This is a genomic window from Psychrobacillus sp. NEAU-3TGS (assembly GCF_029955155.1).
Classification (GTDB): domain Bacteria; phylum Bacillota; class Bacilli; order Bacillales_A; family Planococcaceae; genus Psychrobacillus.
The window spans coordinates 421,590-445,509 of the sequence record NZ_JAPNOZ010000011.1 but is presented as its reverse complement, the minus strand read 5'-3'; the positions used below and the strand labels follow the sequence as shown (position 1 = coordinate 445,509).

Below are 23,920 nucleotides of genomic sequence, written 5' to 3'. Positions count from 1 at the left end.
CTTATGGTAAACAGTGTACTACGAGTAGAGGATTTATGTTCAGGTTACGAAAAGCAAACCGTTTTTACTAATTTGAGCACATCTATTCAAGAAGGAAAGATCACAACGATTATCGGACCAAACGGATGCGGAAAATCTACGCTTTTAAAGACAATCGGAAGAATTTTAAAACAGACTAGCGGAAACGTCTATTTACAAGAGCAAAATATGCAAGCAATCTCCACAAAAGAAATAGCAAAGCAGCTTGCACTGCTGTCACAAAATCCAGAAGCACCTGCACAACTAAAAGTGGAAGAGCTTATATCATATGGTCGTTATCCCCATCGAAAAAATGTTGGAGCTCTTTCCAAAAAAGACATCGAAGTAATTGAATGGGCAATGGAAGTGACGAAGACAACCCAATTTCGAAAAAGAGAAATCAGTCAGTTGTCAGGCGGGCAACGCCAAAAAGTATGGCTAGCTATGGCATTAGCACAAGAGACTGACATTCTGTTGCTTGATGAACCTACCACTTACTTAGATATGGCACATCAATTGGAAATGCTTAAAATTGTAGACGATTTAAATAAAAAACATCAATGTACAATTGTGATGGTACTGCATGATATTAATCATGCTGCTCGCTTTTCAGATGAGCTTATTGCTATGAAAGGCGGAGAAATTATTACAGTTGGAACACCGTCAGAAATTTTAACGAAGGATGTAATGAAGCGCGTCTTTCAAATTGACGCCAAAATAATGATAGATGAAGAGAACGGCTCGCCTGTTTGCTATGGCTATGACATTTAAGGTTAAACTTCAAACAGTGGGGAAGGGCACACAGGGCGTCGTATTGCCCGTAATGCGGGATAAAATGGAGGATGAAGAAATGATGGATAAAGTTTGGCTAGAAGACACAGAGTTTTGGGAAATGAAATCAAACATAATGGATTATACGTATGACATAAAAGTGTCCATTCCCAAGGAAGAAGCGCCAGAAAATGGGTTTCCAATCTATTATATGTTAGATGGGAATTGGTATTTCCAGATGGGGCGCGATGTTGTACGATTGCAAGCAGGAAATGGTCCAAAAACGCTCATCTCTCCTGCAATTGTTGTAGGAATCGGACATAAAGGTACGAAAGAAGACGTAGGAAAAAGAAGATTTTATGAGTTTACACCTTTCGCTGAAACATATAAATACCCAGAACGTTTCAATGGAACACAAATTTGGGATCATGGCGGAGCAGAAAAGCTTCTAGCGTTTATCGAGCAAGAATTGATGCCGATTATTAATGAAAAATATGCGGTTAATAGGGATAAACAGACACTATTTGGTCATTCATTAAGTGGATTATTTGTAGTTTGGGCTTTATTTAAACGTCCAGATTTGTTCCCTTATTATGTAGCAACTAGTCCTTCTATTTGGTGGAATGAGCATGAGTTATTCATGCATGCAGAACAATATTTTCAGGAAGGCTTGCCACATGCCCATAGAAAGTTGTTAATGTTGGTTGGCAGTGAAGAGGATTTTATGGTCGATGATGCCAAGCAATTGTATGCAAAAATGAGCGAGCACAAAACAGAACAATTGGAAGTTGAGTTGTATATTGCAGAAGATGAAAACCATGCCTCTGTGGTTCCAACCATTATGAGTAGAGCCTTTCGCTATATGAATAAATAAGGAGGAAGGCTAGTGACTTCGAAGGTTGAAGGAGAGTTTATCGAGTTAGAAGTAACGGAACGTAGAATAGTTATGTACTTGCCTATTGAATACAAGTTAGGTGCTGAACGCATTTTTCCAGTTGTTTTTTTACATGATGGAGACTTTTTATTTAGAGAGTCAATCAATGTAATTGAACAAAATGTAAGAGCAGGTGTGACGGAGCCGGTTGTTTTTGTTGGAATAGAGTCTGAAAAAAGAAATGATGAGTATACACCTTGGGAACAAGAAGCACTATTCGGAAACTGGTCATTCGGTGGTAAAGGAGATGCGTATTTGGAATCTATTTATCAAACGATAGTTCCATATGTGCAAAAGCATTTTCGCATCTCGTCGGAGGCTAGAAATATGGCGTTGGGTGGTGTGTCTTTAGGTGGATTAATCTCTCTTTACGCAATGTATAGGACAGAAAACATATTTAAAAACTTTATATTAATCTCGGCTTCTCTCTGGTTTAAAGATTTTATCCCATTCATGAAAGACTCTCTGTTGGCGGATGATTTGAATATTTATATGTACGTTGGAGAACGAGAAGGTATGAAAAAGTCTAATGCTCAGAAATGTATGGTTCCAAACAATAAGATTGCTTATCATATTTTGCAGGAAGTGAGTTCAGATCCAAACAAAAGCATAAAGTTTGAAACGAATCCACTTGGTACGCATGAAGACTCTTTCTTCCTTCAATACTTTCCGAATAGTATTAAGTTTTTATTTCCTGCTCTGAAGGACTAACAAATAAAGCCCCGAATCTTAGGCGTAATGATAAATGCTAGATTCGGGGTTATTACTTTAATAGGTTGTAATTTTTAATAGCTTTTGTAGTGAGTATATCCATCGTTGCCACCAAGTAAATTCATCCTGAAATTCCTCTAAATCTACTGTATACATAGCGTCTTCATTATTCCAAAGTCGTTCGAAATAATCTTCCATTTGTAAGACAAGCTCACTATCATTTGGTGCAAGAACTCGCAAGTTATTTTCTAAATTATAATTGTCCAATGTGCGTTCTGTGTAGTTAGCAGACCCGTTTGAAATGATTGTGTGCTCTTTCGTTTGAATCCAAATTGCTTTCGTGTGATATTGGCCGATAACGGTGTTATACCACCTGATGTTCATTTTTCCATCTGTATCTTCCACCATTTCTTGGACGACGGGACGATTTGGTAAACCTGATTTTTCTTGGCCAAAGGAGTTTTCATTTGGATCAAGTATTAGATTTACTTCTACTCCGCGGTTTGCAGCATCGATTAATGCATTGACAATATCCCGCTTTGCTACAAAAAACATACCAAGCCAAATTTTGTCTCCTTTTTTGGTAACTGCTACATCTGCAAGTAACTTATCTAAAATCTTTTTCTCTGTTAAATATTGCACTTCATATTCTCCCTTTACTTCTTCTGCTTCGATGCGCGGAAGTTTAGGACCACCAGAGAACAAAGATACTACCTCTTCTGACTTTAAAATATCATTAATGATAGGACCATCTACTGTTAATGCAATATTTCCATGAAAGCCGCTCGCATCATGTGGATTGGAAGACGTCACCATTGCTTCCTTTTCTGTTATGACTGCTTTTCGATGATTTGCCTTCACATTCAGTAATGTCATATACGAAGCAATTGTCATTTTAGGTGCATCACTTGCCATCGCGTTTGCTATCCAGCCCTTTCCGCCAATATCAAACCACTGAAAAAATATTCGATAAATGCCTGAGTAAATTGGAGTGGAGTCTCGCAATGGATCCAAGTCGGTATATACTATTTCTACACCAGCATCTCTCATTTTTTTGAACCATTCATTTTCATAAGATCCGTAACCACGATTGAGCGGATCAGTAATGAATACTACTGGCATATTAGGATTCTCTTCTTTCTTATTCGCGAGGGTAGTAGATAAGTTGTCTGCAATTTTGGGGAAGTCTTCATCTTCATCATAATAACCATCAAACAAGAAAAAATCGACGACGACAAATTCTTTTGCCTCGTTAATCATTGTATTTACTTCCTCAAAAATATGATTTTCATGTATCATTCCAGTTCCTTCCCGATCTTGTGCATAGGTAAGGTCTGTTATAAATTCTACATGATTCGTTTTATGTATATTCCCTTCGAAGGAAACCCCTTCTGGCAGAGGTTTATACGTATGCCATAAAATAACCGCTATATAGATAAGAGCGAACAGACAAAGAAATCCGATAAATATCCCCTTCTTTTGCTTTTTAACCATCTTTGTTTCCTCCTACTTGCATCATTTCCACATATATATTCCCGAAAATAAGAGAAAGAAAACAATCAGAGAATTTTAATACAACGACTATTGAAAACGGATACAATAATCACTACAATATAATAATAGAAAGAAAATTTGTAAATTTCTAAAAATTAAACATTGCGGAGGTGTGAGTACTTGGGAATCTTAAATGGGTTGAAAGTTTTAGACTTTTCGACCTTATTGCCTGGACCATTTGCCACTATGATGTTAGCAGATATGGGAGCAGAAGTGTTGAAAGTTGAGGCCCCAAATAGAGAGGACTTAGTAAAATATTTGGGTCCAATCGATGGGGAAGTATCCGCTACTTTTGGACATTTAAATCGTTCTAAACGTTCTTTAGCATTGGATCTAAAACAGAGTGAAGCGAAAGAAATCATCTATCAACTGATACAAGAATACGATATTATTATCGAACAATTTCGTCCAGGAGTAATGGACAAATTGGGAATAGGGTATGAAAAGTTAAAAGAAACCAATCCTAAAATTATTTTTTGCTCCATTACTGGATACGGACAAACTGGTCCTCTACGTAATCGTGCAGGACATGACATTAACTATTTATCATTGGCTGGTCTTTCGAGTTATTCCTTTAGAAAAGATCAGCTTCCTGTACCAGCAGGAGTGCAGGTAGCAGACATTGCAGGAGGTTCCATGCCTGCTGTAATAGGGATTTTAGCGGCTGTCTATCACCGTGAAAAAACTGGAGAAGGTCAGCGGATTGATATAAGCATTACAGATGTATCTTTTTCACTGAATGCAATGTATGGCCCTGGATATCTAGTAGGTAAGGAAGAGCCGGAGCCTGAATCCTTATTATTAAATGGAGGCTCTTTCTATGATTACTATGAAACGAAAGATAAACGTTATCTTTCTATTGGTAGTTTAGAGCCACCATTTCAAGCGATGCTGTGTGAGTTAATCGGCGACCCTAGTTTAATAAAATTAAGCAGTAGTATACGTAAAGAAGAACAGCAGGCTTTTAAAGAAATTCTAGTAAAAGCTATTAAGAAAAAAACTTTATATGAATGGGTAAGTATTCTAGAAGAGGGCTTTGATGGGTGCATTGAACCAGTATTGAGTTTCTCGGAAGCTGTTAATCATCCACAAATAAAAGCAAGAGAAATGATAGTTGCTGTACCGAAGAAAGAAGGAGGTACGCAGAGTCAAATTGCTTTTCCTATTAAATTTTCCACGCAACAAGCAAACTACCGTTTTGCAGGGGGGAACACAGGAAATGACACGGAAGAAATTTTAAAGGAAATGGGTCATAACAAAGATACGATAGACACACTTAAGCAAAAAGGGATCTTTGGATCAATCGTACAAAAAGAAATTTCATTCTAAAAGAGGAGTTGGTTGGAATGTTTGCTGCATTAACACCATTAGATTGGAAAAGAAGAGCAATCAAATATTATCCGAAAAAAACTGCGGTAATCGATGGAGAGAAAAAGTTTACATATGAAGAGTTTGGGGAACGGACGGATAGACTATCTATTGCTTTAGCAAAGGCTGGAGTTCAAAAAGGAGATCATATTGCAGTCATGTTGCCAAATACCCATTATATGTTAGAAAGTTTTTATGGGATTTGTCAGCTCGGCGCTGTACATGTCCCTTTAAATTATCGATTAAATGCAGAAGACTTAGAATACATTATCAAACATAGTGATTCTAAAATACTCATTGTGGATGAAGAATATAGTCATTTAATAGAAGGAATCCGCCATAGCTTGTCATTAGAACAAATAATAGTCGTTGCAGTGGAAGGGTATACGAATTTATTGGAAGGTATTTATTATGAAGAATTTATCAATCAGGACTTTGGAGATGCTTCACTTCCTAAAGTGGATATAGATGAAAATCAATTGCTCACTTTAAATTATACAAGTGGTACGACTTCCAAACCAAAAGGGGTTATGCTAACACATCGAGGTAATTATTTAAATGCAGCGAACTTTATGTATCATCTAAGTGTAAAGCATGATGATGTGTATCTTCATACATTGCCGATGTTCCATGCGAATGGTTGGGGTGGGGTGTGGGCAATTACCGCCACTGGAGCAACACATGTGTGCTTACGTAAGGTAGATCCACCGCTTATTTTGGATTTATTTGAAAAACATAAAATAAGCTTATTATGTGGTGCACCTACCGTTGTAAATATGCTAGTGAATGAACCAAAAGCAAAAGAAGTGAAGATTACAACAAATCCTCGAATGGGCACTGCAGGAGCGCCACCAGCGGCAGCACTTATAGGGAAAGCGCAAGAGATTCTTGGACTAAATATGATGCATGTTTATGGACTGACCGAAACATCTCCATTCATTCTATATAGCGAATGGAAAAAAGAATTCGATGATAAATCACCGGATGAACAAGCAACGATAAAAGCTAGACAAGGTATTGAACTAGCATTTAATGGGGAAACAAAAGTGGTCAGTCAGGAAGATGGAAAAGAAGTTGCTTGGAATGGGAAGGAAATTGGTGAAATAATCACGCGTGGGAATGTCGTCATGGAAGGCTATTACAAAGATCCGGAAAAAACAGCAGAAGCTATCGTAGACGGTTGGTTCCATACGGGTGATTTGGCAGTAACACATCCAGATGGGTATATCGAAATTCAAGATCGTATAAAGGACATGATTATTTCTGGTGGGGAGAATATCTCATCTACGGAAATTGAAGGGGTATTATATAAGCATCCGGATGTTTTAGAGACAGCTGTTATGCTGTACCAGATGAAAAATGGGGAGAGGTCCCTAAAGCGATTGTTGTGCTTCGTGAAGAAAAGAATGTGACGGAGCAAGAGATGATCGACTATTGCAGATCCGTTATGGCACATTTCAAAGTTCCAAAATCATTTGAATTCGTAGAGACATTACCAAAAACAGCAACTGGGAAGCTCCAAAAATTCTTATTGCGAGAAATGTACTGGAATGGGGTTAAAAAAGTAAATTGAAAAGTGTACTGCCCAGAGTAAAGAAACTTAGTTAAACTGAAATATTAAGAAGGAGTGAGTTTCTTGTACTCACTCCTTTTGCATGTATGTTACTTCGAGGATACGACTAAAAATCGTACCGGTTTATTCGTTAAGTTATACCAATAGTGCGTTTTGTTTGCATCAAACATGGTAGATTGTTGCTCCCCTAATTCTTCTTTTTTCTCGTCTACTACTACAGTTAGAGTACCTTCAATAACATATAAAAATTCATGGCCACTATGAGCAAAGGCATTTCCTTCATTTTCCCCTGGCTGCAGTGTGACTAAGATAGGTAAATAGGAAGCATCAAGAATCCCATTCGATAAATCTTGGTAAAAAAATTGCTGTCTGATGGAATTTAAATCATCTGTCTGTGAATGATCGGTAAAAAATATAGTAGGATTTACTTGTAATGCATCTGCAATCTTTTTCAAGGATTCTAAGGTGACGCTCGATTTACCGCGCTCTACTTGGGATAAGAAGCTAATTGAGACACCCGTGAGTTCTGCTAGACTTTTTAAAGTAAGCTTCCGTTCTTTTCGTAATTGTTTTAATATCTGTCCTATTGAATGTGAAGACATATTTAATACCCCTTTTATAATACTCTTAAGTAAATCATACATTACTTTTTACGGAACGCCCATTGCAAATAATTTGTAACGTATATTGACAGAAAATTTCAAACTACTTACAATGAAAATGGGAGAATTAAAGTGTCACTTCAATTTTAATAAAGGGGAGAGTTAAAATGGATTCAAAACAAATGAGGAAAGTGTGGATTGCTAGTTTAGTAGGAAGTTCGATTGAATGGTTTGATTACTTTTTGTATGGAACGGTAGCAGCCCTTGTATTTAACCAATTATTCTTTGTTACGGAAGATCCATCGGTTGGAACTATTCTTGCTTATGCATCATTTGCACTGGCTTTCTTTATACGTCCATTCGGAGGAGTTATCTTCAGTCATATTGGCGACAGAATTGGACGGAAGAAGACGCTTGTTCTTACGTTAAGTCTAATGGGGATTGCAACATTTGGGATGGGATTACTTCCTACATATCAAGCGATAGGTGTTTGGGCTCCAATTCTTTTAATAACGCTACGTCTCGTTCAAGGCTTAGGTATTGGAGGAGAATGGGGAGGAGCTTTACTTCTTGCAGTAGAGTATGCGCCGAAAGAAAAACGCGGATTATATGGCGCTATTCCTCAAATGGGTGTAACTATAGGGATGGTTCTAGGGACTGTTGCATTATCGATCATGACCTTGCTGCCTGAAGGTTCATTTATGACTTGGGGTTGGCGTATTCCATTCATCTTTAGTGCATTATTAGTTGTTTTTGGGTTATGGATTCGTAAAGGAATTGACGAAACACCATCCTTCAAAAAGGTACAACAATCAGGAGAAATTCCTAAACTGCCAATAGTAGATACGTTAAAGTATCATTGGCGCGAAGTACTAATCGCAATCGGTGCAAAAGTAGTAGAAACAGCACCATTCTATATATTCGGTACGTTTGTTGTATCTTACGGGACAACAAATCTAGGTTTCTCAAGAACAGCCGTGTTAAATTCCGTTATGATAGCTACAATAGTTACTACGATTTTAATACCGATTATGGGAAGTCTTTCTGATAAAATAGGCCGTAAAAAGCTATACGTCGCTGGAACTATTGGAATGATTGTATTTGCTTTCCCATACTTCTGGATGTTACATCAGCAATCAGTTGCACTATTAGTTATTGCGACGATTATTGGATTAGGTATCATTTGGTCACCGATTACTGCAGTATTAGGGACGATGTTTTCCGAGATTTTTGATGCAAAAGTGCGATATACAGGAATTACGCTTGGGTACCAAATTGGTGCAGCGGTGGCTGGTGGTACTGCACCGCTCGTTGCGGCAAGTTTACTGTTGAAGTTTAATGATTCATATATTCCAGTTGCCTGCTACATTATATTCACTGCTGTTATTTCTTTGTTAGCAATATGGGCAGTAAAAGATCGTAGTCAAGAGCATTTAGATGACATTAGCAAAGTAGATACAGAAAGCACAAAAGAACAGTCTAAGGTTTCCAATACATTGGGCAAAGCACAATAAATAAAGCGATAATAGAAAATATCTCGTCTTTCGCTCGTGTTAATGAAAGACGAGTTTTTTTATTAATGGAGGTTTTTGCATGTTAATAGTAAATGAACAACAAATTATCAATACATATCTTATGAAAGATGCCATTCAAGATGTTACGGAAGTATTAAAAGGGAAGGAAGCCAAAAAGATTGCAAGCCCTCATCGTACAGTAATCGAATTTCCGCCATATGAAGCCTCGGCGTTATATATGCCAAGTGCTGACTTAGTAGGAGAAGTAGCGGCGGTAAAGGTTGTTACTATTTTTCCGCATAATCCGGCGAACGGAAAAGCGACAACCCAAGGGGTCATTTTACTCTCAGATGCTTCCAATGGAGAACATTTAGCTATGTTAAATGCCTCTTATTTAACAAGACTTCGGACAGGGGCATTAAGTGGAATAGCAACAAATTATTTAGCGAAAAAAGATGCAAAAGTGCTGGCAGTAATTGGTACAGGTGCGATGGCATTTGAACAGGTGCTTGGTGTACTTGCTGTCCGTCCAATCGAACGCATTCTACTCGTGAACCGAAACTTAGAAAAAGCAAAAGCATTTGGCGAAAAACTCAAAGCGTTTGGAGTGCAAACAGCCTATGAGGTAATAGAAGATGTAGCAGCTGCTGTTCGCCAAGCCGATATTATTAACTGTGCGACTCGTGCCATTGAACCTGTTTTTGATGGAGATGATTTGAAAGCTGGCGCCCATGTGAATGGTGTTGGCTCCTATTTACCGCATATGCATGAAGTGGATCTCACAACAATAACTCGTGCAGCTAAAATTGTTGTGGATGACTTAGCGGGTGTTAAAGAGGAAGCAGGAGAGCTTATAGATGCAGAAGAACGAGGTAAATGGTCTTTTGAACAAGTCTATGGAGAAATTAGTCAGCTTGTCGTTGGTGCTATAAAAGGTAGAGAGAATAAGGAAGAAATCACCTTTTTCAAATCAGTAGGAGCTGCTTATTTTGATTTGGCAGTTGCAAAAGGTGTATATGCAAAAGCAAAAGAACAACAAATAGGAACAGAAATAGACGTGTAATGTTTCTAATAAATATGACCATAATAACATTAGAAACTGTCCCAATGCTTTAAAGTTTTGAGGACAGTTTCTATTTGTTTGACATGGATTTTTTATCATGTTAAAATTACTTCGAATTAGAGAAGTTTTAATTAAAGGTAATATAAAATGGAGGAATTTAATATGAATCATTTAAAAGGTATGCACCATGTAACTGCAATTACAAGTAGTGCAGAAGAAAACTATAAATTTTTCACATATACATTAGGTATGCGTTTAGTTAAAAAAACAGTAAATCAAGATGATATTCAAACATACCACCTGTTTTTTGCCGATGATGTAGGTGGAGCAGGAACAGATATGACATTTTTCGATTTCCCAGGTATCCCAAAAGGAACTCATGGAACAAATGAAATATATAAAACAGGTTTCCGCGTGCCAAGTGATGCTGCCCTAGACTACTGGGTAAAGCGTTTTGATCGGTTAGAAGTGAAGCATACTGGAATTCAAGAACAATTCGGTGTAAAGGTTCTTTCTTTTGTAGACTTTGATGACCAACAATATCAATTAGTGTCAGATGAAAATAATGAAGGAATTGCATCTGGAACACCATGGCAAAAGGGACCAATTCCTTTAGAGTATGCTATTACAGGACTAGGACCGATTCATATTCGAATTGCTGAGTTCGATTATATGAAAGAAGTGTTAGAAAAAGTAATGCTATTTAAAGAAATTGCACAGGAAGGATCTTTGCATTTATTTGAAGTTGGAGAAGGAGGAAACGGTGCTCAAGTAATTGTGGAGAAAAATATTATTCTCCCTCCTGGTAGACAAGGTTTTGGAACAGTCCATCATGCAGCATTCCGTGTAGAAGATCGTTCAGTTTTAGATGAATGGACGAATCGAATGGAGAGCTTTGGATTCCAAACATCTGGTTTTGTGGATCGTTTCTTCTTCCAAAGTTTATATGCAAGAGTTGCAAATGGCATTTTGTTTGAATTTGCAACAGATGGTCCAGGGTTTATGGGAGATGAACCTTATGAAACGCTTGGAGAAAAGTTATCGTTACCACCGTTTTTAGAACCAAAGCGTGCACAAATAGAAAGCTTAGTTCGTCCAATCGATACGGTAAGAAGTACAATTGATTTTGTAAAAGAATAAGAGTGAAAAAAGAGATCATTTCCTTTAAATAGGGATGATCTCTTTTGTTTGAAATTTGTAAATCAACTGGAAAATTGTATAGGTTACATTTACTATGAGTTAGGTATTAAAGATTATATTTTTTTGTCGATAAATTACTTGTAGTCGAAAAATACATACAATTGTTGAGATTTTGATGCAATAGAAGGACTACCATGTATTGCTTATAATTTTATCAAAGGGGAAAAACAAATGAAAATACGTTCAAAGCTTTTTATCATTTCTATATGTCTGTTATTGATACCTAGTTTAATAATAGGAGTTAGTGGTTATACTTCGGCTAAAAAAAATCTTGATGAGCTAGGAGAAAAAACACTTAAGAATGGCGTAGAAATGGCACTAATACTAATTGATTCTAAAAATGAGGCCGTTGAAAACGGTGATCTAACGCTAGAAGAAGCGCAAGAACAAGTAAAGCAATATTTAATTGGTGAATTACAAAGTGATGGGAAGCGGGCCATAACGAGCAAAGTAGACTTAGGAGCAAATGGTTACTTTGTGATTTATGGAAAGAACGGAGAAGAAATTGCCCATCCTACTATAGAAGGAACCAATGGATGGGAAACGAAAGACATGGATGGGAAATACATTGTTCAGGACATGATTAAAATTGCAGAAGCGGGAGGAGGTTATTATTATTATAAATGGGACTTACCAAATCAGCCTGAAACTGCGGCAACAAAAATCACCTATAATACAATAGATCCAAATTGGGGATGGGTCATAAGCGCAGGAACATATATGGAAGATTTTAATAAGGGGATTAATTCCATACTTATGACTATTGTGACTACACTAGTTTTAAGTACGATAATTGGTTTAATCGTCATTGTATTGTTCGCAAGACATCTGGGTAATCCAATTAAATTAATCGCTGATAGTGTAAATTTGATTGCTCAACAAGACTTAGCAATTGAGCATATAAAGGTCAAAAATAAGGATGAGCTAGGTAATCTAGCTAGTGGAATAAATGCAATGACAACAAATCTAAGAGAAGTAATTGAATCGGTATCTATGTCGGCACAGCAAGTAGCAGCTACCTCTGAAGAACTGACTGCCAGCAGTGAACAAACTAGTAGAGCATCAGAGGAAATCACGGAGTCTATCCAACAAATTTCTTCCGGACAAGAAAGTCAGTTATTTGGAGTGCAGGAAGCGAAAAACTCTGTTTCCCAAATTTCATCTAGCATTACAGAAATAACAACCAATATTAAAGAGTTAAATGACCTATCCATTGAAACTTCTAAAATTTCTCTTTCTGGTAATGAAGTGATTAAACAAACCGTGGAACAGATGAATCAAATTAACAATCAAAGTACGGTAACAACAGAAGCGATGATTGTATTAGAAAGAAAATCTCAAGAAATTGGGGAAATTATTAATGTAATTACGAGCATTGCAGAGCAAACGAATTTACTAGCTCTGAACGCTGCAATTGAAGCTGCTCGAGCAGGCGAGCATGGTAAAGGTTTTGCAGTAGTGGCTGATGAAGTAAGAAAGTTAGCAGAGGAATCAGGAAATGCAGCAAAAAATATTTCCTCGCTTATTAATGAGATTCAAATAGATACAACTCATACTGTCCAAACCGTAAATGAAGGAAAAATAACAATAGAAAATGGTATGAAGTACGTTTCAAACGCAGGTGAAACGTTCGAAAAAATAGCCGAAGACATAAATACTATTAATAGTAAATTATCTATTATTTCATCAGAAATTCAAGGAATAAATAGTAATGCGGAAGTTCTTGTAACACAAGTAAACAATACAAAAGATGTTATAGAAAAATCTACGGATTACACACAAAATGTTGTTGCAGCAGCGGAAGAACAATATGCATCCATGATTGAAATGACAGCAGCATCCCGTTCTTTAGCAGAAATGTCTGAGAAACTTCAAGATGTAGTTTCCGATTTTAAATTGAATTAAGCAAAAAGCAGCAGATTTTTTACACGAGGATAAGGTGTATGAATCTGCTCTTTTTAAGTTCAATTATTTTTCTTTTATCTCGTTGTACGCTATCGTTAATGCAGTACGATGAATTAGAAGTAAGGAGACGAGATAATTGAGTGCAACTAAAACATTAGATCAAATCAAATATTCTGTATTAGATTTAGCGCCCATTATTCAAGGGGCTACTCCAGCAGCAGCCTTTCAAAATACGAAAGATTTAGCACAGCATGCAGAGAAGTGGGGATATAATCGTGTCTGGCTTGCGGAGCATCATAGTATGCCGGGGATTGCAAGTTCAGCAACCTCTGTCGTGATGGGATATGTAGCTGCAGCCACAGAAAAAATCCGCGTCGGATCAGGTGGTATTATGCTGCCAAACCATGCACCTCTTGTTATAGCAGAGCAATTTGGAACGCTTGAAGCTATGTACCCAGGTAGAATAGATTTAGGATTAGGTAGAGCTCCAGGAACGGATCAGACAACCGCGATGGCTCTTCGACGTGATTCTAGAAGCAGCGGACATGAGTTTCCTCAGCAATTAGAGGAGCTTCGAGGTTATTTAGATGCAAATTCTAAACACAATAGAGTCCGAGCTATTCCAGGAGAAGGACAGGATATACCAATTTGGCTTCTTGGATCGAGTGGCTTTAGTGCCACATTAGCTGGTCAGTTAGGCCTACCTTTTTCATTTGCAAGTCATTTTTCACCGGAAAATACATTGCCAGCGCTTGAAAGATATCGTCATTATTTTGAGCCATCAGCAGTCTTAGATAAACCATATGCAATGGTTGGTGTTAATGTCATTGCAGCGGATACAACAGAAGAAGCAAAAATACTTTCTACAACCCATCAACAACAGTTTTTAAGTCTTATTCGAAATATGCCTAGTCAGATACAACCGCCAGTAGAAACAATGGAGGGGATTTGGAATCCACTTGAAAAAGATAGTATTCTTCATCAATTAAAATCGACTATTGTTGGAAATCCAGCAGAAGTAAAAGAGAAGCTTCAAGCATTTTTAGAGGAAACTGGAGCAGATGAAATAATTATTAACTCAACGATATATGACCATCAAGCTCGCTTAAGATCCTATGAAATTGTAGCAGAAGTGACAGGGATGAAATAATAAGAACCAAACCAGATTCTATAACATTGAGAATCTGGTTTTTTTATGCTTCAAACAGACATTTTAGGGTATATATAATAACAGTTAAATATAGTGTAATAAGGGGGAAAGATTAGTTGATCCAATTTGACAAGGTAACGAAAGTGTTTGGGGATGGGACAGAAGCTCTAAAGGATGTCTCATTAACGATTCCCACAGAAGAGTTAGTGGTCCTTATTGGTCCAAGTGGTTGCGGAAAGACAACATTGATGAAAATGATAAATCGGCTAGAAATTCCAACCTCCGGAGAAGTATATGTAGGTGGTAAAGATGTTTCTTCAGTGGACGCAGTGGAGCTTCGAAAAACAATTGGCTACGTTATTCAACGAATTGGCTTGTTTCCACATATGTCTGTTGAAAGAAATGCATCGCTTGTACCAAATTTAAAAGGATGGACAAAAACAAAAAAAACGGAACAGGTTTATGAATTAATGCAAATGGTTGGCCTCGATCCGAAGGAATACTTGTCTAAATATCCACTAGAGCTGAGCGGAGGGCAACAGCAGCGAATAGGAGTAGTAAGAGCGTTAGCCGGAAATCCAGATATCGTTTTGATGGATGAACCGTTTAGCGCATTAGACCCTATTAGTCGAGAGCAATTACAAATGGAAATAAAAAATATACAAAAAAAACTGAAGAAAACAATCGTATTTGTTACACATGATATGGATGAAGCATTAAAAATAGCAGATACAATTGTCATCATGAGAAACGGTCAAATTGAGCAGACAGGTACACCTACTGAACTAATAGAGAGCCCCATCAATCAATTTGTTCAGGACTTCATAGGTATTGAGCGTATCAATCAAAAAAAATCAATTGGAAAGCGTGAGCTACAAGATTTAATCCCTTCATTTAATCGAAGCGAACAATCCTCCTATTTAATCGTGGAAGCAAACATATTAGTAGAAGAAGCGATCAATTTATTAGAAAACGTAGGAATCGAAAGCTTGCTTGTAAAAAAAGGAAATAAGGAATTAGGCTTTGTAAACCAATCCACTCTTCTACGTGCAATGCTCACAAAGGAAGAGGTGTCGTAAATGCAAACATTTTTAGACACATTTTTCAGTAGAAGTGATTTAATACAAGAAGCATTTTTACAACATATTTATTTATCTTTTATTGCTTTAGCGATAGGTATTGGTATCGCATTACCGCTAGGAATTTTTGTAGCTAGGTATCGAAGACTTGCGGAACCGATTATTGGAGTGACTGCTATTTTTCAAACTATTCCTAGTCTAGCGTTGTTTGGTTTTCTAGTACCACTCATTGGAATAGGCACTATGACTGCACTGATTGCCTTAATCATTTATGCACTTTTACCTATTTTACGAAATACATATACAGGCATTACAACAATCGATGATTCTATTATTGAAGCAGGTCGTGGAATGGGAATGACGACAGGTCAATTGTTGCGTCAGATTGAGTTTCCGCTAGCTTTACCCTTTATCATGGCAGGAATTCGAACAGCTACCGTTTTGACGGTGGGTATTGCGACACTTGCTACTTTTGTTGGGGCAGGTGGATTAGGTGATGTTATTTATAGAGGTTTGCAATCATATAATAATGCGCTCGTCTTAGCAGGGGCATTACCTGTTACAATATTAGCCATTTTGTTTGATCTTATCTTGAAGTGGATTGAGAAAAAAGCGACACCAAAAGGATTAAAGACTGGGAGATGATGACGTATGAAGAAAATGTTCGTTACGATAGGGGTTGCATCGACTCTTTTATTGGGTGCCTGTACGAATTCAGAGGAAACACTAGTTATTGGTGGAAAACCTTGGACGGAACAATATATACTGCCACAAATTTTAGGACAATATATTGAAGAGCATACAGATTATCAAGTGGAGTATAAAGAAGGACTTGGAGAAGTGGCGATTATGACACCAGCTCTTGAGAAAGGCGATATAGACTTATATGTAGAATATACAGGTACAGGTTTAAAGGATGTTCTAAAAGAAGAATCTGAGGTTGGAGAAAGCTCCGAAAGTGTGTTGGAGCGAGTGAAAAAAGGGTATGAAGAAAAATTCCAAGCAACTTGGTTAACCCCACTAGGATTTGAAAATACGTATACTTTAGCCTATGCGAAAGACAAAGATTATGACGCAAAGACTTATTCAGATCTTGTAGAGGTCTCTAGGTTTGGGGATATGGTCTTTGGGGCGCCTCATGCTTTTTATGAACGACAAGGAGACGGTTTTGATGATTTAATCAATTCTTATCCCTTCACATTCACGGAAACGAAAAGTCTCGATCCAAATCTTATGTATGAGGCTGTAAAAAATGGGGAAGTCGATGTGATTCCGGCATTTACAACAGATGGGCGCATTGAACGTTTTGAATTACAGACAACACAAGATGATTTAGGATTTTTCCCTAAGTATGATGCTGCACCAGTTATTCGTTTAGATGCGTTGGAAAAGTTTCCAGAACTCGAAAAAGTATTAAATGAACTGGCAGGGAAAATTTCCGAAGAGGATATGTTAAAGATGAATGCAAAAGTAGATATGGACGGAGAAAAAGCGGAAGACGTTGCGCATGATTTCTTAGTGGAGAAAGGTTTGATACAAAAATAAAAACAGCACCCGGTTCTAGTTAGAATCGGGTGCACGTTATTTAAATCAATGATTTGAAATTTAATCGTTTGTTTAAAGCAGCTACAATAGGAATTCCTACTGCTAAAACTACGAATTCACCTGCTGCAACTGTTAACCATGTATAGAAAAACGGTAGATCAAATGCAAGTTTTAACTCGAATGCAATGATAAACATCGTGAACGTAAAGATTAACGTATTGAATATCATGCGTGCCATATGTCCATTAATAAACTTCGAAGCAAAAATAGTAAGTGATAACGTAATGATTGAATGTGCTACCCCAAAAGTTAGATCATATGCAGCCATAGGGGAAAACATATTCGTTACGATTACACCTAATACTATTCCAAAAAAGTATTTTTTATTAAAGACAATTAGGTGGTTGAACATTTCAGCAATACGAAACTGTAACGGACCAAATGCAAAAGGCGCAATTAGAAGTGAAACAGCAACATATAAAGCCGCAATAATACCACTTATTGCTAGTGTTTTTGTTTTCATTATTCATTTCTCCTTAGTTTTTTTATGTGGGAGGTTCTCGAACCACATTTTATAATCACAGTTGATGATTATATGACAAGTATGGGGCGATTGTCAAGGGATTTTTAAAACTCATTAAGTGGAGTTCCAACAATGAATATCTCTATGGTAAAATAGTAAGGCTAAAAAAGGAAGGTAAAAAATGAAATATATAATATCAATCATAAGTGCTTTTTTGATTTTCATAACATTTGGCTGCACGATGGAAATGCAAAATAAAAGCCAAGAAAAAAACGTAGAAACAAACGCCAAAAAAGAAATGAGCGTTCATTTTATAGATGTTGGACAAGGAGATTCTATACTCATTCAATCTCCTGCAGGGAAGAATATGCTTATTGACGGAGGGAAAAAAGAAAAAGGAAAGGACGTAGTGAATTATTTACGGCAACAGGGAGTGGAGAAGTTAGATTATGTGGTAGCAACTCATCCAGATGCGGATCATATTGGTGGACTACTCTCCGTATTAAACTCTGTTTCCATTAAAAACTTTGTAGATTCAGGAAAAGAGCATAGTACAGACACGTATGAACAGATGCTACAGCTTATTTTGGACAAGCATATCCCATTTGTTGTACCAAGTATAGGTGATACAATTCCTTTAGATTCGGATGTAGAAATAACTGTCTTGCATACGAGTGATGATGCCAACGAAAATAATGAAGCTTCTATAGTGTTGAAGGTCCAATATAAGGACGTGTCGTTCTTGTTAACTGGGGACGCTGATGCAGCTGTGGAGAAAAGCATGATAAAAAAATATGACCTAAAATCTACTGTATTAAAAGCGGGACATCATGGTTCGGATACAAGTAGTTCGGACGCTTTTATCCGTGAGGTTCAACCAGAAGTAGCAATTTTAAGTTATGGGGAAAATAATATGTATGGTCACCCTACTCCTATCGTTGTGACGAGATTGAAAAAAGCGAACGCAGAAATTTATAGTACAGCAGAATTAGGAAACATTGTAGTGGAGACAGATGGAAGAGATTATAATGTTTCGGCGGATTCATTTCCTGCTGAAAAGGAAACAGTAGCAGAAACACCGCTTTTCATATCAGAGAAAGATGTTCGGGAAGAAATCGTTGGTATTACAAACCAAGGAAATGCAGCAGTGAACATGGAAGGTTGGCAGCTGGTTTCCGTAGCGGGCAATCAAGTATATAACTTTCCAGATATATCTATTCAGCCGGGTGAAACTTTATATGTAACAAGCGGTCCTGAAGCAAAAGAAGACGGTATACATTTGAAATGGACGAATAGACAAATGTGGAGAAACGAAGGAGATACAGCGCAATTATTAAATGAGAAAGGGGTAGTGATGAGTGAACTCAAATAAATACACACTTGATCGAGTAGAAGGAGAGCTCGCAGTATTTTTAAAATACCCAAATGAGACAGAAAGATTGCACATTCCTATTTCTGAACTTGATGAAGAAGTAAAAGAGGGGGATATTGTCCTTATCTCTATCGAAAATGACACATATAAAGTGGAAAGATTAGTAGCAGACACAGAGAAACAAAGAGAAAAAGTACGTGGTTTATTAGAAAAGCTGAAGAATCAGCAAAAGTAAACTTTTTATTGATACAGTTATGTTACGGATACCAGGTAACATAACTGTATTTTTGTTGGTTAGGAAACTATAGAAGACTTAGCATGTGGATAACTTTTTTCGAGTAACATTATAGGGAAACTGCGACGTAAGAGATACGGCAAAGGCAATTGATTTCCGCTCCAGGCGGACGCTTACCGCGGGGCGGGCGGTGAGCCTCCTCGTCGCACGCTCCTGCGGGGTCTCACCTGTCCCGCTGATCCCGCAGGTGTCGCCGCCTTGCGCTCCCATCAATAGAACTTGCTGACTAATCCATAATTAAATGCAAAAAAGCTCTTTAATTTATTTACCACTGTCCAGCTGTTTCTTATTTAAAATCATTTTATGTACAGTAGCTATTAGCTATTCAAGTAATGGTTCCCAACAATAGATAACAATCGCTAGATAGTATATCTTTTCAACTAATCAAAGGTTTTCACCCATAGAAAATTTAGTGTCTCCTTATGGAGTAAATAGCAAACTCTATTGGATTGTAGCGAAGGGGTGGCGACTCCAGCGGGAACAGTACGAGCTGAAAGCCCCGCAGGAAAGACATTGGTCGAACTTTGTTTGACCAATGTCTTTGCGACGAGTAACCGCAGGAGCATTTGTTTACGGAGCTCCGAGGAGATTGAAGCCGTACCCGCGGAAAGCGTTCACCCTGTAGCGGAAATCCAAGCGTCCACATCATTCAACTCACTACCGCACAGTTTCCCTATTATGCGCAATATAAAATAAATCACACTTGAAGTAACGTTTAAAACTTCGTATAATGAATATAACTTGATATATAAAAGCTGTCATCGGGAAAAGTATATATGCCGATTTGAAAAAAGGAATTTTACACCTTGACTGAAAGTGTAAATAGAGAATGCATATAGAAGTTCACCCCGCTAGCTGCCACCGGGACCAGTCATTGACTGTAAAGGTGTGCCGGTGTAGAGCCGTTAGTCGAATTGAGTGATTGCACAAATTTGAAAGTGCAATAATCAGGGTGGTACCGCGAAATTAGTCCTCGTCCCTTTTATAGGGGCGGGGTTTTTTTGTCTCATTTCAATCAGCTAAAGGCATGCTGATTGAAATGAGACAGCCTCCGGCGGATGTCATAGATTTTGTAAAGGAGTTCATCGAGGCGAGCTCGATGCAAAATCTAGACACAAATACGCCAAGGCGAATTTGAACGAGAAGGAGAGATCAACAAAACATGGAAGCACAACTTCAACAGTTAAAAGAAGAAGCATTACAAAAAATTGAAGCTTCTCAGAATGTCAAAGAATTAAATGATGTGCGTGTTGCATATTTAGGGAAAAAAGGACCGATTACGGATCTATTAAAAGGAATGGGTAAACTTCCTGCAGAAGAACGTCCTAAAATGGGAGCTCTTGTAAATGTAGTTCGTGAAGAGGTAACAGAAGTGCTAGAAGCTCGCATGACTCTTCTACAAGAACAAGCGATTCAAGCGCAATTAGAAAAAGAATCACTTGATGTGACATTACCAGGTCGCCCTGTGAAAACAGGAAATCATCATCCACTAACTCGTGTGGTAGAAGAAATTGAAGATTTATTCATTAGCATGGGCTATGAAATCGCAGAAGGTCCAGAAGTAGAAAAAGATTACTACAATTTCGAAGCGTTGAACTTACCAAAAGGTCACCCGGCTCGTGATATGCAAGATTCTTTTTACATCTCAGAGGACATTCTGCTTCGCACACACACATCACCAGTGCAAGCTCGTACGATGGAAGCAAAAGAAGGAAAGCCAATTAAAATTATTTGCCCGGGGAAAGTATACCGCCGTGACAACGATGATGCGACGCATTCTCACCAATTTACACAAATCGAAGGGCTTGTTATTGGCGAAAATATTCGCATGAGTGATTTAAAAGGAACACTTTCTGTATTTGCGAAAAAAATGTTTGGAGAAGATCGTGAAATCCGCCTACGTCCAAGCTTCTTCCCATTCACAGAACCATCTGTTGAAATGGATATCTCTTGTTTCAAATGTGGCGGCAGTGGTTGTAATGTTTGTAAGAAAACAGGCTGGATTGAAATTTTAGGTGCTGGTATGGTGCATCCGAATGTTTTAGAAATGGCTGGATATGATTCGAAAAAACTTTCTGGCTTTGCATTTGGTATGGGCCCAGAACGTATTGCAATGTTGAAATATGGAGTGGAAGATATTCGTCATTTCTATACAAATGATGTGCGTTTCTTATCGCAATTCCACCGAACAGAAGTGTAAGGAGGAAATGACATGTTAGTTTCTACGAAATGGTTAGCAGAATATGTGAATACACAAGGACTTGATCCAAAAGATTTAGGGGAAAAAATTACTCGCTCTGGTATCGAAGTGGATGCAGTAATTGACCGTACACAAGGGATGACAAATGTAGTAGTAGGATATGTGAAGGAATGTGTTAAACATCCGGAAGCAGACAAACTCAATATTTGCCAAGTAGACGTTGGAGAAGAAACAACACAAATTATTTGTGGAGCTCCAAACGTGGCAGAAGGGCAAAAAGTAATCGTTGCACGTCCAGGAGCAGTACTTCCTGGTGGAATCAAAATAAAAAAAGCAAAACTACGTGGAGAAGAATCGAATGGTATGATTTGTTCACTTCAAGAGCTTGGCATTGAAGGAAGACTCGTACCAAAAGCTTATGCAGAAGGTATTTATGTGCTTCCAGAAACAGCCGTTCCTGGGGAAAGTGCACTTCCACTACTTGGATTAGATGACACGATTCTTGAACTTGGGTTAACACCAAACCGTTCGGATGCTTTAAGTATGCTTGGAGTTGCTTACGAAGTTGGAGCTATTTTATCGGAAGATATGAAATACCCAGAAGCAACGTACACAGAAAGCGATGAAAAAGCTTCGGATTACTTAAGCTTGCGTGTAGATGCAATCGAAGAAAATCCGATGTATGTAGCAAAAGTAGTAAAAAATGTACAAATTAAAGAATCACCACTTTGGTTACAGCACCGACTAATGGCAGCTGGAGTTCGTCCACACAATAATGTAGTCGATATTACAAACTATGTATTAATGGAATACGGCCAACCACTTCATGCATTTGACTATGACCGTCTAGAAACAAAGGAACTTGTCATTCGTCTTGCAAATGAAGGGGAAAAGATTGTTACACTAGATGATCAAGAACGTACGCTTAAATCGAATAATTTAGTCATCACAAATGGTAAAGAGCCAGTCGCTATCGCTGGGGTAATGGGTGGAGCGAATTCAGAAGTGCATGACGGTACAACAACGGTTGCCATTGAATCTGCTTATTTTGCAGGAGGGTCTGTTCGTCAAACGTCCAAAGACCAAAATTTACGCAGTGATGCAAGCGCTCGTTTTGAAAAAGGTGTTGATCCGAATCGTGTTATTTTAGCGGCAGAGCGTGCGGCAAGTCTACTTGCTGAACTAGCTGGTGGAGAAGTGCTAGCAGGGTCTGTTGTGGTAGATGAATTAGACAAAACACCTGTTGAAGTTGTTGTATCTCCAGACTTTATCAACAATCGTTTAGGGATGAAAATTTCATTAGAAGATATGACTTCTATTCTAACGAGATTAAAATTTGATCACCAAGCGGCAAATGGTTATTTATACATTAATGCACCGACTCGTCGTCAAGATATTAAGATTCCAGAAGACATTGTAGAAGAAATCGCGCGTATGTACGGGTATGATGAAATCCCAATGACACTTCCAGTAGAAGAATCTAAACCAGGCGGACTAACGTCTTACCAAGCAAAACGTCGTCAAGTTCGTGCTTACTTAGAGGGTGCAGGCCTTTATCAAGCAATCACTTATTCATTAACTTCAAAAGAAATGTCTCAAAAATTTGCATTAGAAACTGCACCAGTAACAGAGCTATTAATGCCTATGAGTGAAGAACGCAGCACGCTTCGTCAAAGTTTAATCCCGCATTTACTAGATGCCGTATCGTATAACACTGCTCGCCAAGCAGATACAGTGGCTCTTTATGAAGTTGGTTCTGTTTTCTTAGGTGAAACAGAATCGGGTCTGCCTCATGAACAAGAACATTTAGCAGCAGTAATTGCTGGTAAATGGGTGGACCACAGCTGGCAAGGTGAGAAAAAAGCAGTCGATTTCTTCGTACTAAAAGGAATCATCGAAGGATTAATGGAGCTACTTGGTCATTCAAAAGAACTTACTTTTGAACGTGCAGTAGTAGAAGGATTACATCCGGGACGTACTGCATCGATTAAACTTGCAGGAGAAGGAATTGGTTTAATCGGACAATTGCATCCGTCTGAACAGAAAGTACGTGATTTAAAAGATACGTATGTAGTAGAACTAAACTTAGCAAAAGTATTAAACAAAGAAGTAGAAGCCTTATACTATGCACCAGTTTCTAAATTCCCATCGATCACACGAGATATTGCTTTAGTAGTAGACAGCGAAAAAGCGGCTGGAGAACTCCAAGCAATCATCCAATTATCTGGTGGACGTCTATTAAAAGCTGTACATCTATTCGATTTATACGAAGGAGAAAAAATGGAGCCAGGTAAAAAATCGGTTGCATTCTCTCTAACTTATTTCGATCCAGAACGTACATTAACGGATGAAGAAGTGGTAAATGCCCATAACAAAGTATTAAAAGCACTTGCAGAACAAGCAGGAGCAGAACTTAGAGGATAATGTAAAAAGGAGCAGCACCGATAATGGTGTTGTTCCTTTTTTTCGTTCAACTAGACCCGTTGTTTGTCCATCGTATACTACTACAGCACATTCGTATTTATATTTGAGCACTAGACGTC

The 23,920-nt window shown here is 37.9% G+C and carries 19 protein-coding genes, 1 pseudogene, 1 riboswitch and 1 other annotated feature; of the genes and pseudogenes, 17 read left to right on the top strand and 3 right to left on the bottom strand.

Going from position 1 to position 23,920, the window contains the following annotated elements; genetic code table 11:
- Window positions 1-3 precede the first annotated feature (3 nt).
- The 3 genes from OR571_RS14965 to OR571_RS14955 are packed head-to-tail and all read left to right on the top strand — an operon-like array spanning window position 4 to window position 2,434.
- Window positions 4-789 (top strand): ABC transporter ATP-binding protein, encoded by a 786-nt coding sequence (locus tag OR571_RS14965; protein ID WP_282243868.1) that lies wholly within the window; start codon window positions 4-6, stop codon window positions 787-789.
- The gene (locus OR571_RS14960; RefSeq protein WP_282243867.1) at window positions 779-1,663 is read left to right on the top strand and encodes an alpha/beta hydrolase; all 885 of its coding nucleotides are present in this window, start codon (window positions 779-781) and stop codon (window positions 1,661-1,663) included. Before OR571_RS14965 ends, OR571_RS14960 begins: the two co-directional genes overlap by 11 nt.
- A 12-nt stretch (window positions 1,664-1,675) precedes the next feature.
- The gene (locus tag OR571_RS14955) at window positions 1,676-2,434 is read left to right on the top strand and encodes an alpha/beta hydrolase (RefSeq protein WP_282243865.1); all 759 of its coding nucleotides are present in this window, start codon (window positions 1,676-1,678) and stop codon (window positions 2,432-2,434) included.
- A 57-nt stretch (window positions 2,435-2,491) separates the two neighbouring features.
- On the opposite strand, the gene OR571_RS14950 is transcribed toward OR571_RS14955, so the two are convergent.
- Window positions 2,492-3,928 (bottom strand): phospholipase D family protein, encoded by a 1,437-nt coding sequence (locus OR571_RS14950; RefSeq protein WP_282243864.1) that lies wholly within the window; start codon window positions 3,926-3,928, stop codon window positions 2,492-2,494.
- Between the two features lie 180 nt (window positions 3,929-4,108).
- On the opposite strand from OR571_RS14950, the gene OR571_RS14945 reads away from it, so the two are divergent.
- Complete coding sequence (locus OR571_RS14945) at window positions 4,109-5,317, top strand: CaiB/BaiF CoA transferase family protein (RefSeq protein WP_282243863.1); 1,209 nt, start codon at window positions 4,109-4,111, stop codon at window positions 5,315-5,317.
- A gap of 17 nt (window positions 5,318-5,334) precedes the next feature.
- Window positions 5,335-6,929: pseudogene (locus tag OR571_RS14940) on the top strand (long-chain-fatty-acid--CoA ligase).
- Between the two features lie 89 nt (window positions 6,930-7,018).
- Here OR571_RS14940 and OR571_RS14935 read toward each other — a convergent pair.
- Window positions 7,019-7,531 carry a helix-turn-helix domain-containing protein gene (locus OR571_RS14935; protein ID WP_282243862.1) on the bottom strand — a complete coding sequence of 171 codons (513 nt, stop codon included), beginning with the start codon at window positions 7,529-7,531 and terminating at the stop codon, window positions 7,019-7,021.
- Window positions 7,532-7,698: 167 nt separating this feature from the next.
- Here OR571_RS14935 and OR571_RS14930 point away from each other — a divergent pair, with 167 nt between their 5' ends.
- The 8 genes from OR571_RS14930 (at window position 7,699) to OR571_RS14895 (ending at window position 16,987) form a co-directional block, all read left to right on the top strand.
- The gene (locus OR571_RS14930) at window positions 7,699-9,045 is read left to right on the top strand and encodes an MFS transporter (RefSeq protein ID WP_282243861.1); all 1,347 of its coding nucleotides are present in this window, start codon (window positions 7,699-7,701) and stop codon (window positions 9,043-9,045) included.
- 79 nt (window positions 9,046-9,124) lie between these two features.
- Window positions 9,125-10,108 carry an ornithine cyclodeaminase family protein gene (locus OR571_RS14925; RefSeq protein ID WP_282243860.1) on the top strand — a complete coding sequence of 328 codons (984 nt, stop codon included), beginning with the start codon at window positions 9,125-9,127 and terminating at the stop codon, window positions 10,106-10,108.
- A 162-nt stretch (window positions 10,109-10,270) separates the two neighbouring features.
- Window positions 10,271-11,248 (top strand): ring-cleaving dioxygenase, encoded by a 978-nt coding sequence (locus OR571_RS14920; RefSeq protein WP_282243859.1) that lies wholly within the window; start codon window positions 10,271-10,273, stop codon window positions 11,246-11,248.
- A gap of 231 nt (window positions 11,249-11,479) precedes the next feature.
- Window positions 11,480-13,213 (top strand): methyl-accepting chemotaxis protein, encoded by a 1,734-nt coding sequence (locus OR571_RS14915; protein ID WP_282243858.1) that lies wholly within the window; start codon window positions 11,480-11,482, stop codon window positions 13,211-13,213.
- Window positions 13,214-13,349: 136 nt separating this feature from the next.
- Window positions 13,350-14,363, top strand: coding sequence for an LLM class flavin-dependent oxidoreductase (locus tag OR571_RS14910; RefSeq protein ID WP_282243857.1), 1,014 nt, complete (start codon window positions 13,350-13,352; stop codon window positions 14,361-14,363).
- A 116-nt stretch (window positions 14,364-14,479) separates the two neighbouring features.
- Window positions 14,480-15,442, top strand: coding sequence for an ABC transporter ATP-binding protein (locus tag OR571_RS14905; protein WP_282243856.1), 963 nt, complete (start codon window positions 14,480-14,482; stop codon window positions 15,440-15,442).
- Window positions 15,443-16,087, top strand: a complete 645-nt coding sequence (locus tag OR571_RS14900; RefSeq protein WP_282243855.1) for an ABC transporter permease — start codon at window positions 15,443-15,445, stop codon at window positions 16,085-16,087.
- A gap of 6 nt (window positions 16,088-16,093) precedes the next feature.
- Window positions 16,094-16,987: a glycine betaine ABC transporter substrate-binding protein gene (locus OR571_RS14895; protein ID WP_282243854.1), complete on the top strand. Its 894-nt coding sequence runs from the start codon at window positions 16,094-16,096 to the stop codon at window positions 16,985-16,987.
- Between the two features lie 40 nt (window positions 16,988-17,027).
- On the opposite strand, the gene OR571_RS14890 is transcribed toward OR571_RS14895, so the two are convergent.
- On the bottom strand, window positions 17,028-17,510 hold the full coding sequence (locus tag OR571_RS14890; protein ID WP_282243852.1) for a QueT transporter family protein: 483 nt from the start codon (window positions 17,508-17,510) through the stop codon (window positions 17,028-17,030).
- Between the two features lie 7 nt (window positions 17,511-17,517).
- Window positions 17,518-17,562: riboswitch (PreQ1 riboswitch) on the bottom strand.
- Between the two features lie 129 nt (window positions 17,563-17,691).
- On the opposite strand from OR571_RS14890, the gene OR571_RS14885 reads away from it, so the two are divergent.
- From OR571_RS14885 to pheT, 4 genes are all read left to right on the top strand, one after another.
- Window positions 17,692-18,882 (top strand): MBL fold metallo-hydrolase, encoded by a 1,191-nt coding sequence (locus OR571_RS14885; RefSeq protein WP_282243850.1) that lies wholly within the window; start codon window positions 17,692-17,694, stop codon window positions 18,880-18,882.
- Window positions 18,869-19,117 carry a DUF3006 domain-containing protein gene (locus tag OR571_RS14880; RefSeq protein WP_142540253.1) on the top strand — a complete coding sequence of 83 codons (249 nt, stop codon included), beginning with the start codon at window positions 18,869-18,871 and terminating at the stop codon, window positions 19,115-19,117. Before OR571_RS14885 ends, OR571_RS14880 begins: the two co-directional genes overlap by 14 nt.
- An 808-nt stretch (window positions 19,118-19,925) precedes the next feature.
- Window positions 19,926-20,161, top strand: a binding site (T-box leader).
- A gap of 178 nt (window positions 20,162-20,339) precedes the next feature.
- Complete coding sequence (gene pheS, locus OR571_RS14875; protein ID WP_282243849.1) at window positions 20,340-21,377, top strand: phenylalanine--tRNA ligase subunit alpha; 1,038 nt, start codon at window positions 20,340-20,342, stop codon at window positions 21,375-21,377.
- 12 nt (window positions 21,378-21,389) lie between these two features.
- Complete coding sequence (gene pheT / locus OR571_RS14870) at window positions 21,390-23,801, top strand: phenylalanine--tRNA ligase subunit beta (RefSeq protein ID WP_282243848.1); 2,412 nt, start codon at window positions 21,390-21,392, stop codon at window positions 23,799-23,801.
- Window positions 23,802-23,920: the final 119 nt, after the last annotated feature.

Bases quoted from the DNA above. Each gene is read 5' to 3' on its own strand.
- OR571_RS14895 (WP_282243854.1), top strand. From the start codon at position 16,094: ATGAAGAAAATGTTCGTTACGATAGGGGTTGCATCGACTCTTTTATTG.
- pheS (WP_282243849.1), top strand. From the start codon at position 20,340: ATGGAAGCACAACTTCAACAGTTAAAAGAAGAAGCATTACAAAAAATT.
- OR571_RS14930 (WP_282243861.1), top strand. From the start codon at position 7,699: ATGGATTCAAAACAAATGAGGAAAGTGTGGATTGCTAGTTTAGTAGGA.
- OR571_RS14900 (WP_282243855.1), top strand. From the start codon at position 15,443: ATGCAAACATTTTTAGACACATTTTTCAGTAGAAGTGATTTAATACAA.
- OR571_RS14965 (WP_282243868.1), top strand. From the start codon at position 4: ATGGTAAACAGTGTACTACGAGTAGAGGATTTATGTTCAGGTTACGAA.
- OR571_RS14935 (WP_282243862.1), bottom strand. From the start codon at position 7,531: ATGTCTTCACATTCAATAGGACAGATATTAAAACAATTACGAAAAGAA.
- OR571_RS14925 (WP_282243860.1), top strand. From the start codon at position 9,125: ATGTTAATAGTAAATGAACAACAAATTATCAATACATATCTTATGAAA.
- OR571_RS14920 (WP_282243859.1), top strand. From the start codon at position 10,271: ATGAATCATTTAAAAGGTATGCACCATGTAACTGCAATTACAAGTAGT.
- OR571_RS14915 (WP_282243858.1), top strand. From the start codon at position 11,480: ATGAAAATACGTTCAAAGCTTTTTATCATTTCTATATGTCTGTTATTG.
- OR571_RS14950 (WP_282243864.1), bottom strand. From the start codon at position 3,928: ATGGTTAAAAAGCAAAAGAAGGGGATATTTATCGGATTTCTTTGTCTG.
- OR571_RS14885 (WP_282243850.1), top strand. From the start codon at position 17,692: ATGAAATATATAATATCAATCATAAGTGCTTTTTTGATTTTCATAACA.
- pheT (WP_282243848.1), top strand. From the start codon at position 21,390: ATGTTAGTTTCTACGAAATGGTTAGCAGAATATGTGAATACACAAGGA.
- OR571_RS14960 (WP_282243867.1), top strand. From the start codon at position 779: ATGACATTTAAGGTTAAACTTCAAACAGTGGGGAAGGGCACACAGGGC.
- OR571_RS14890 (WP_282243852.1), bottom strand. From the start codon at position 17,510: ATGAAAACAAAAACACTAGCAATAAGTGGTATTATTGCGGCTTTATAT.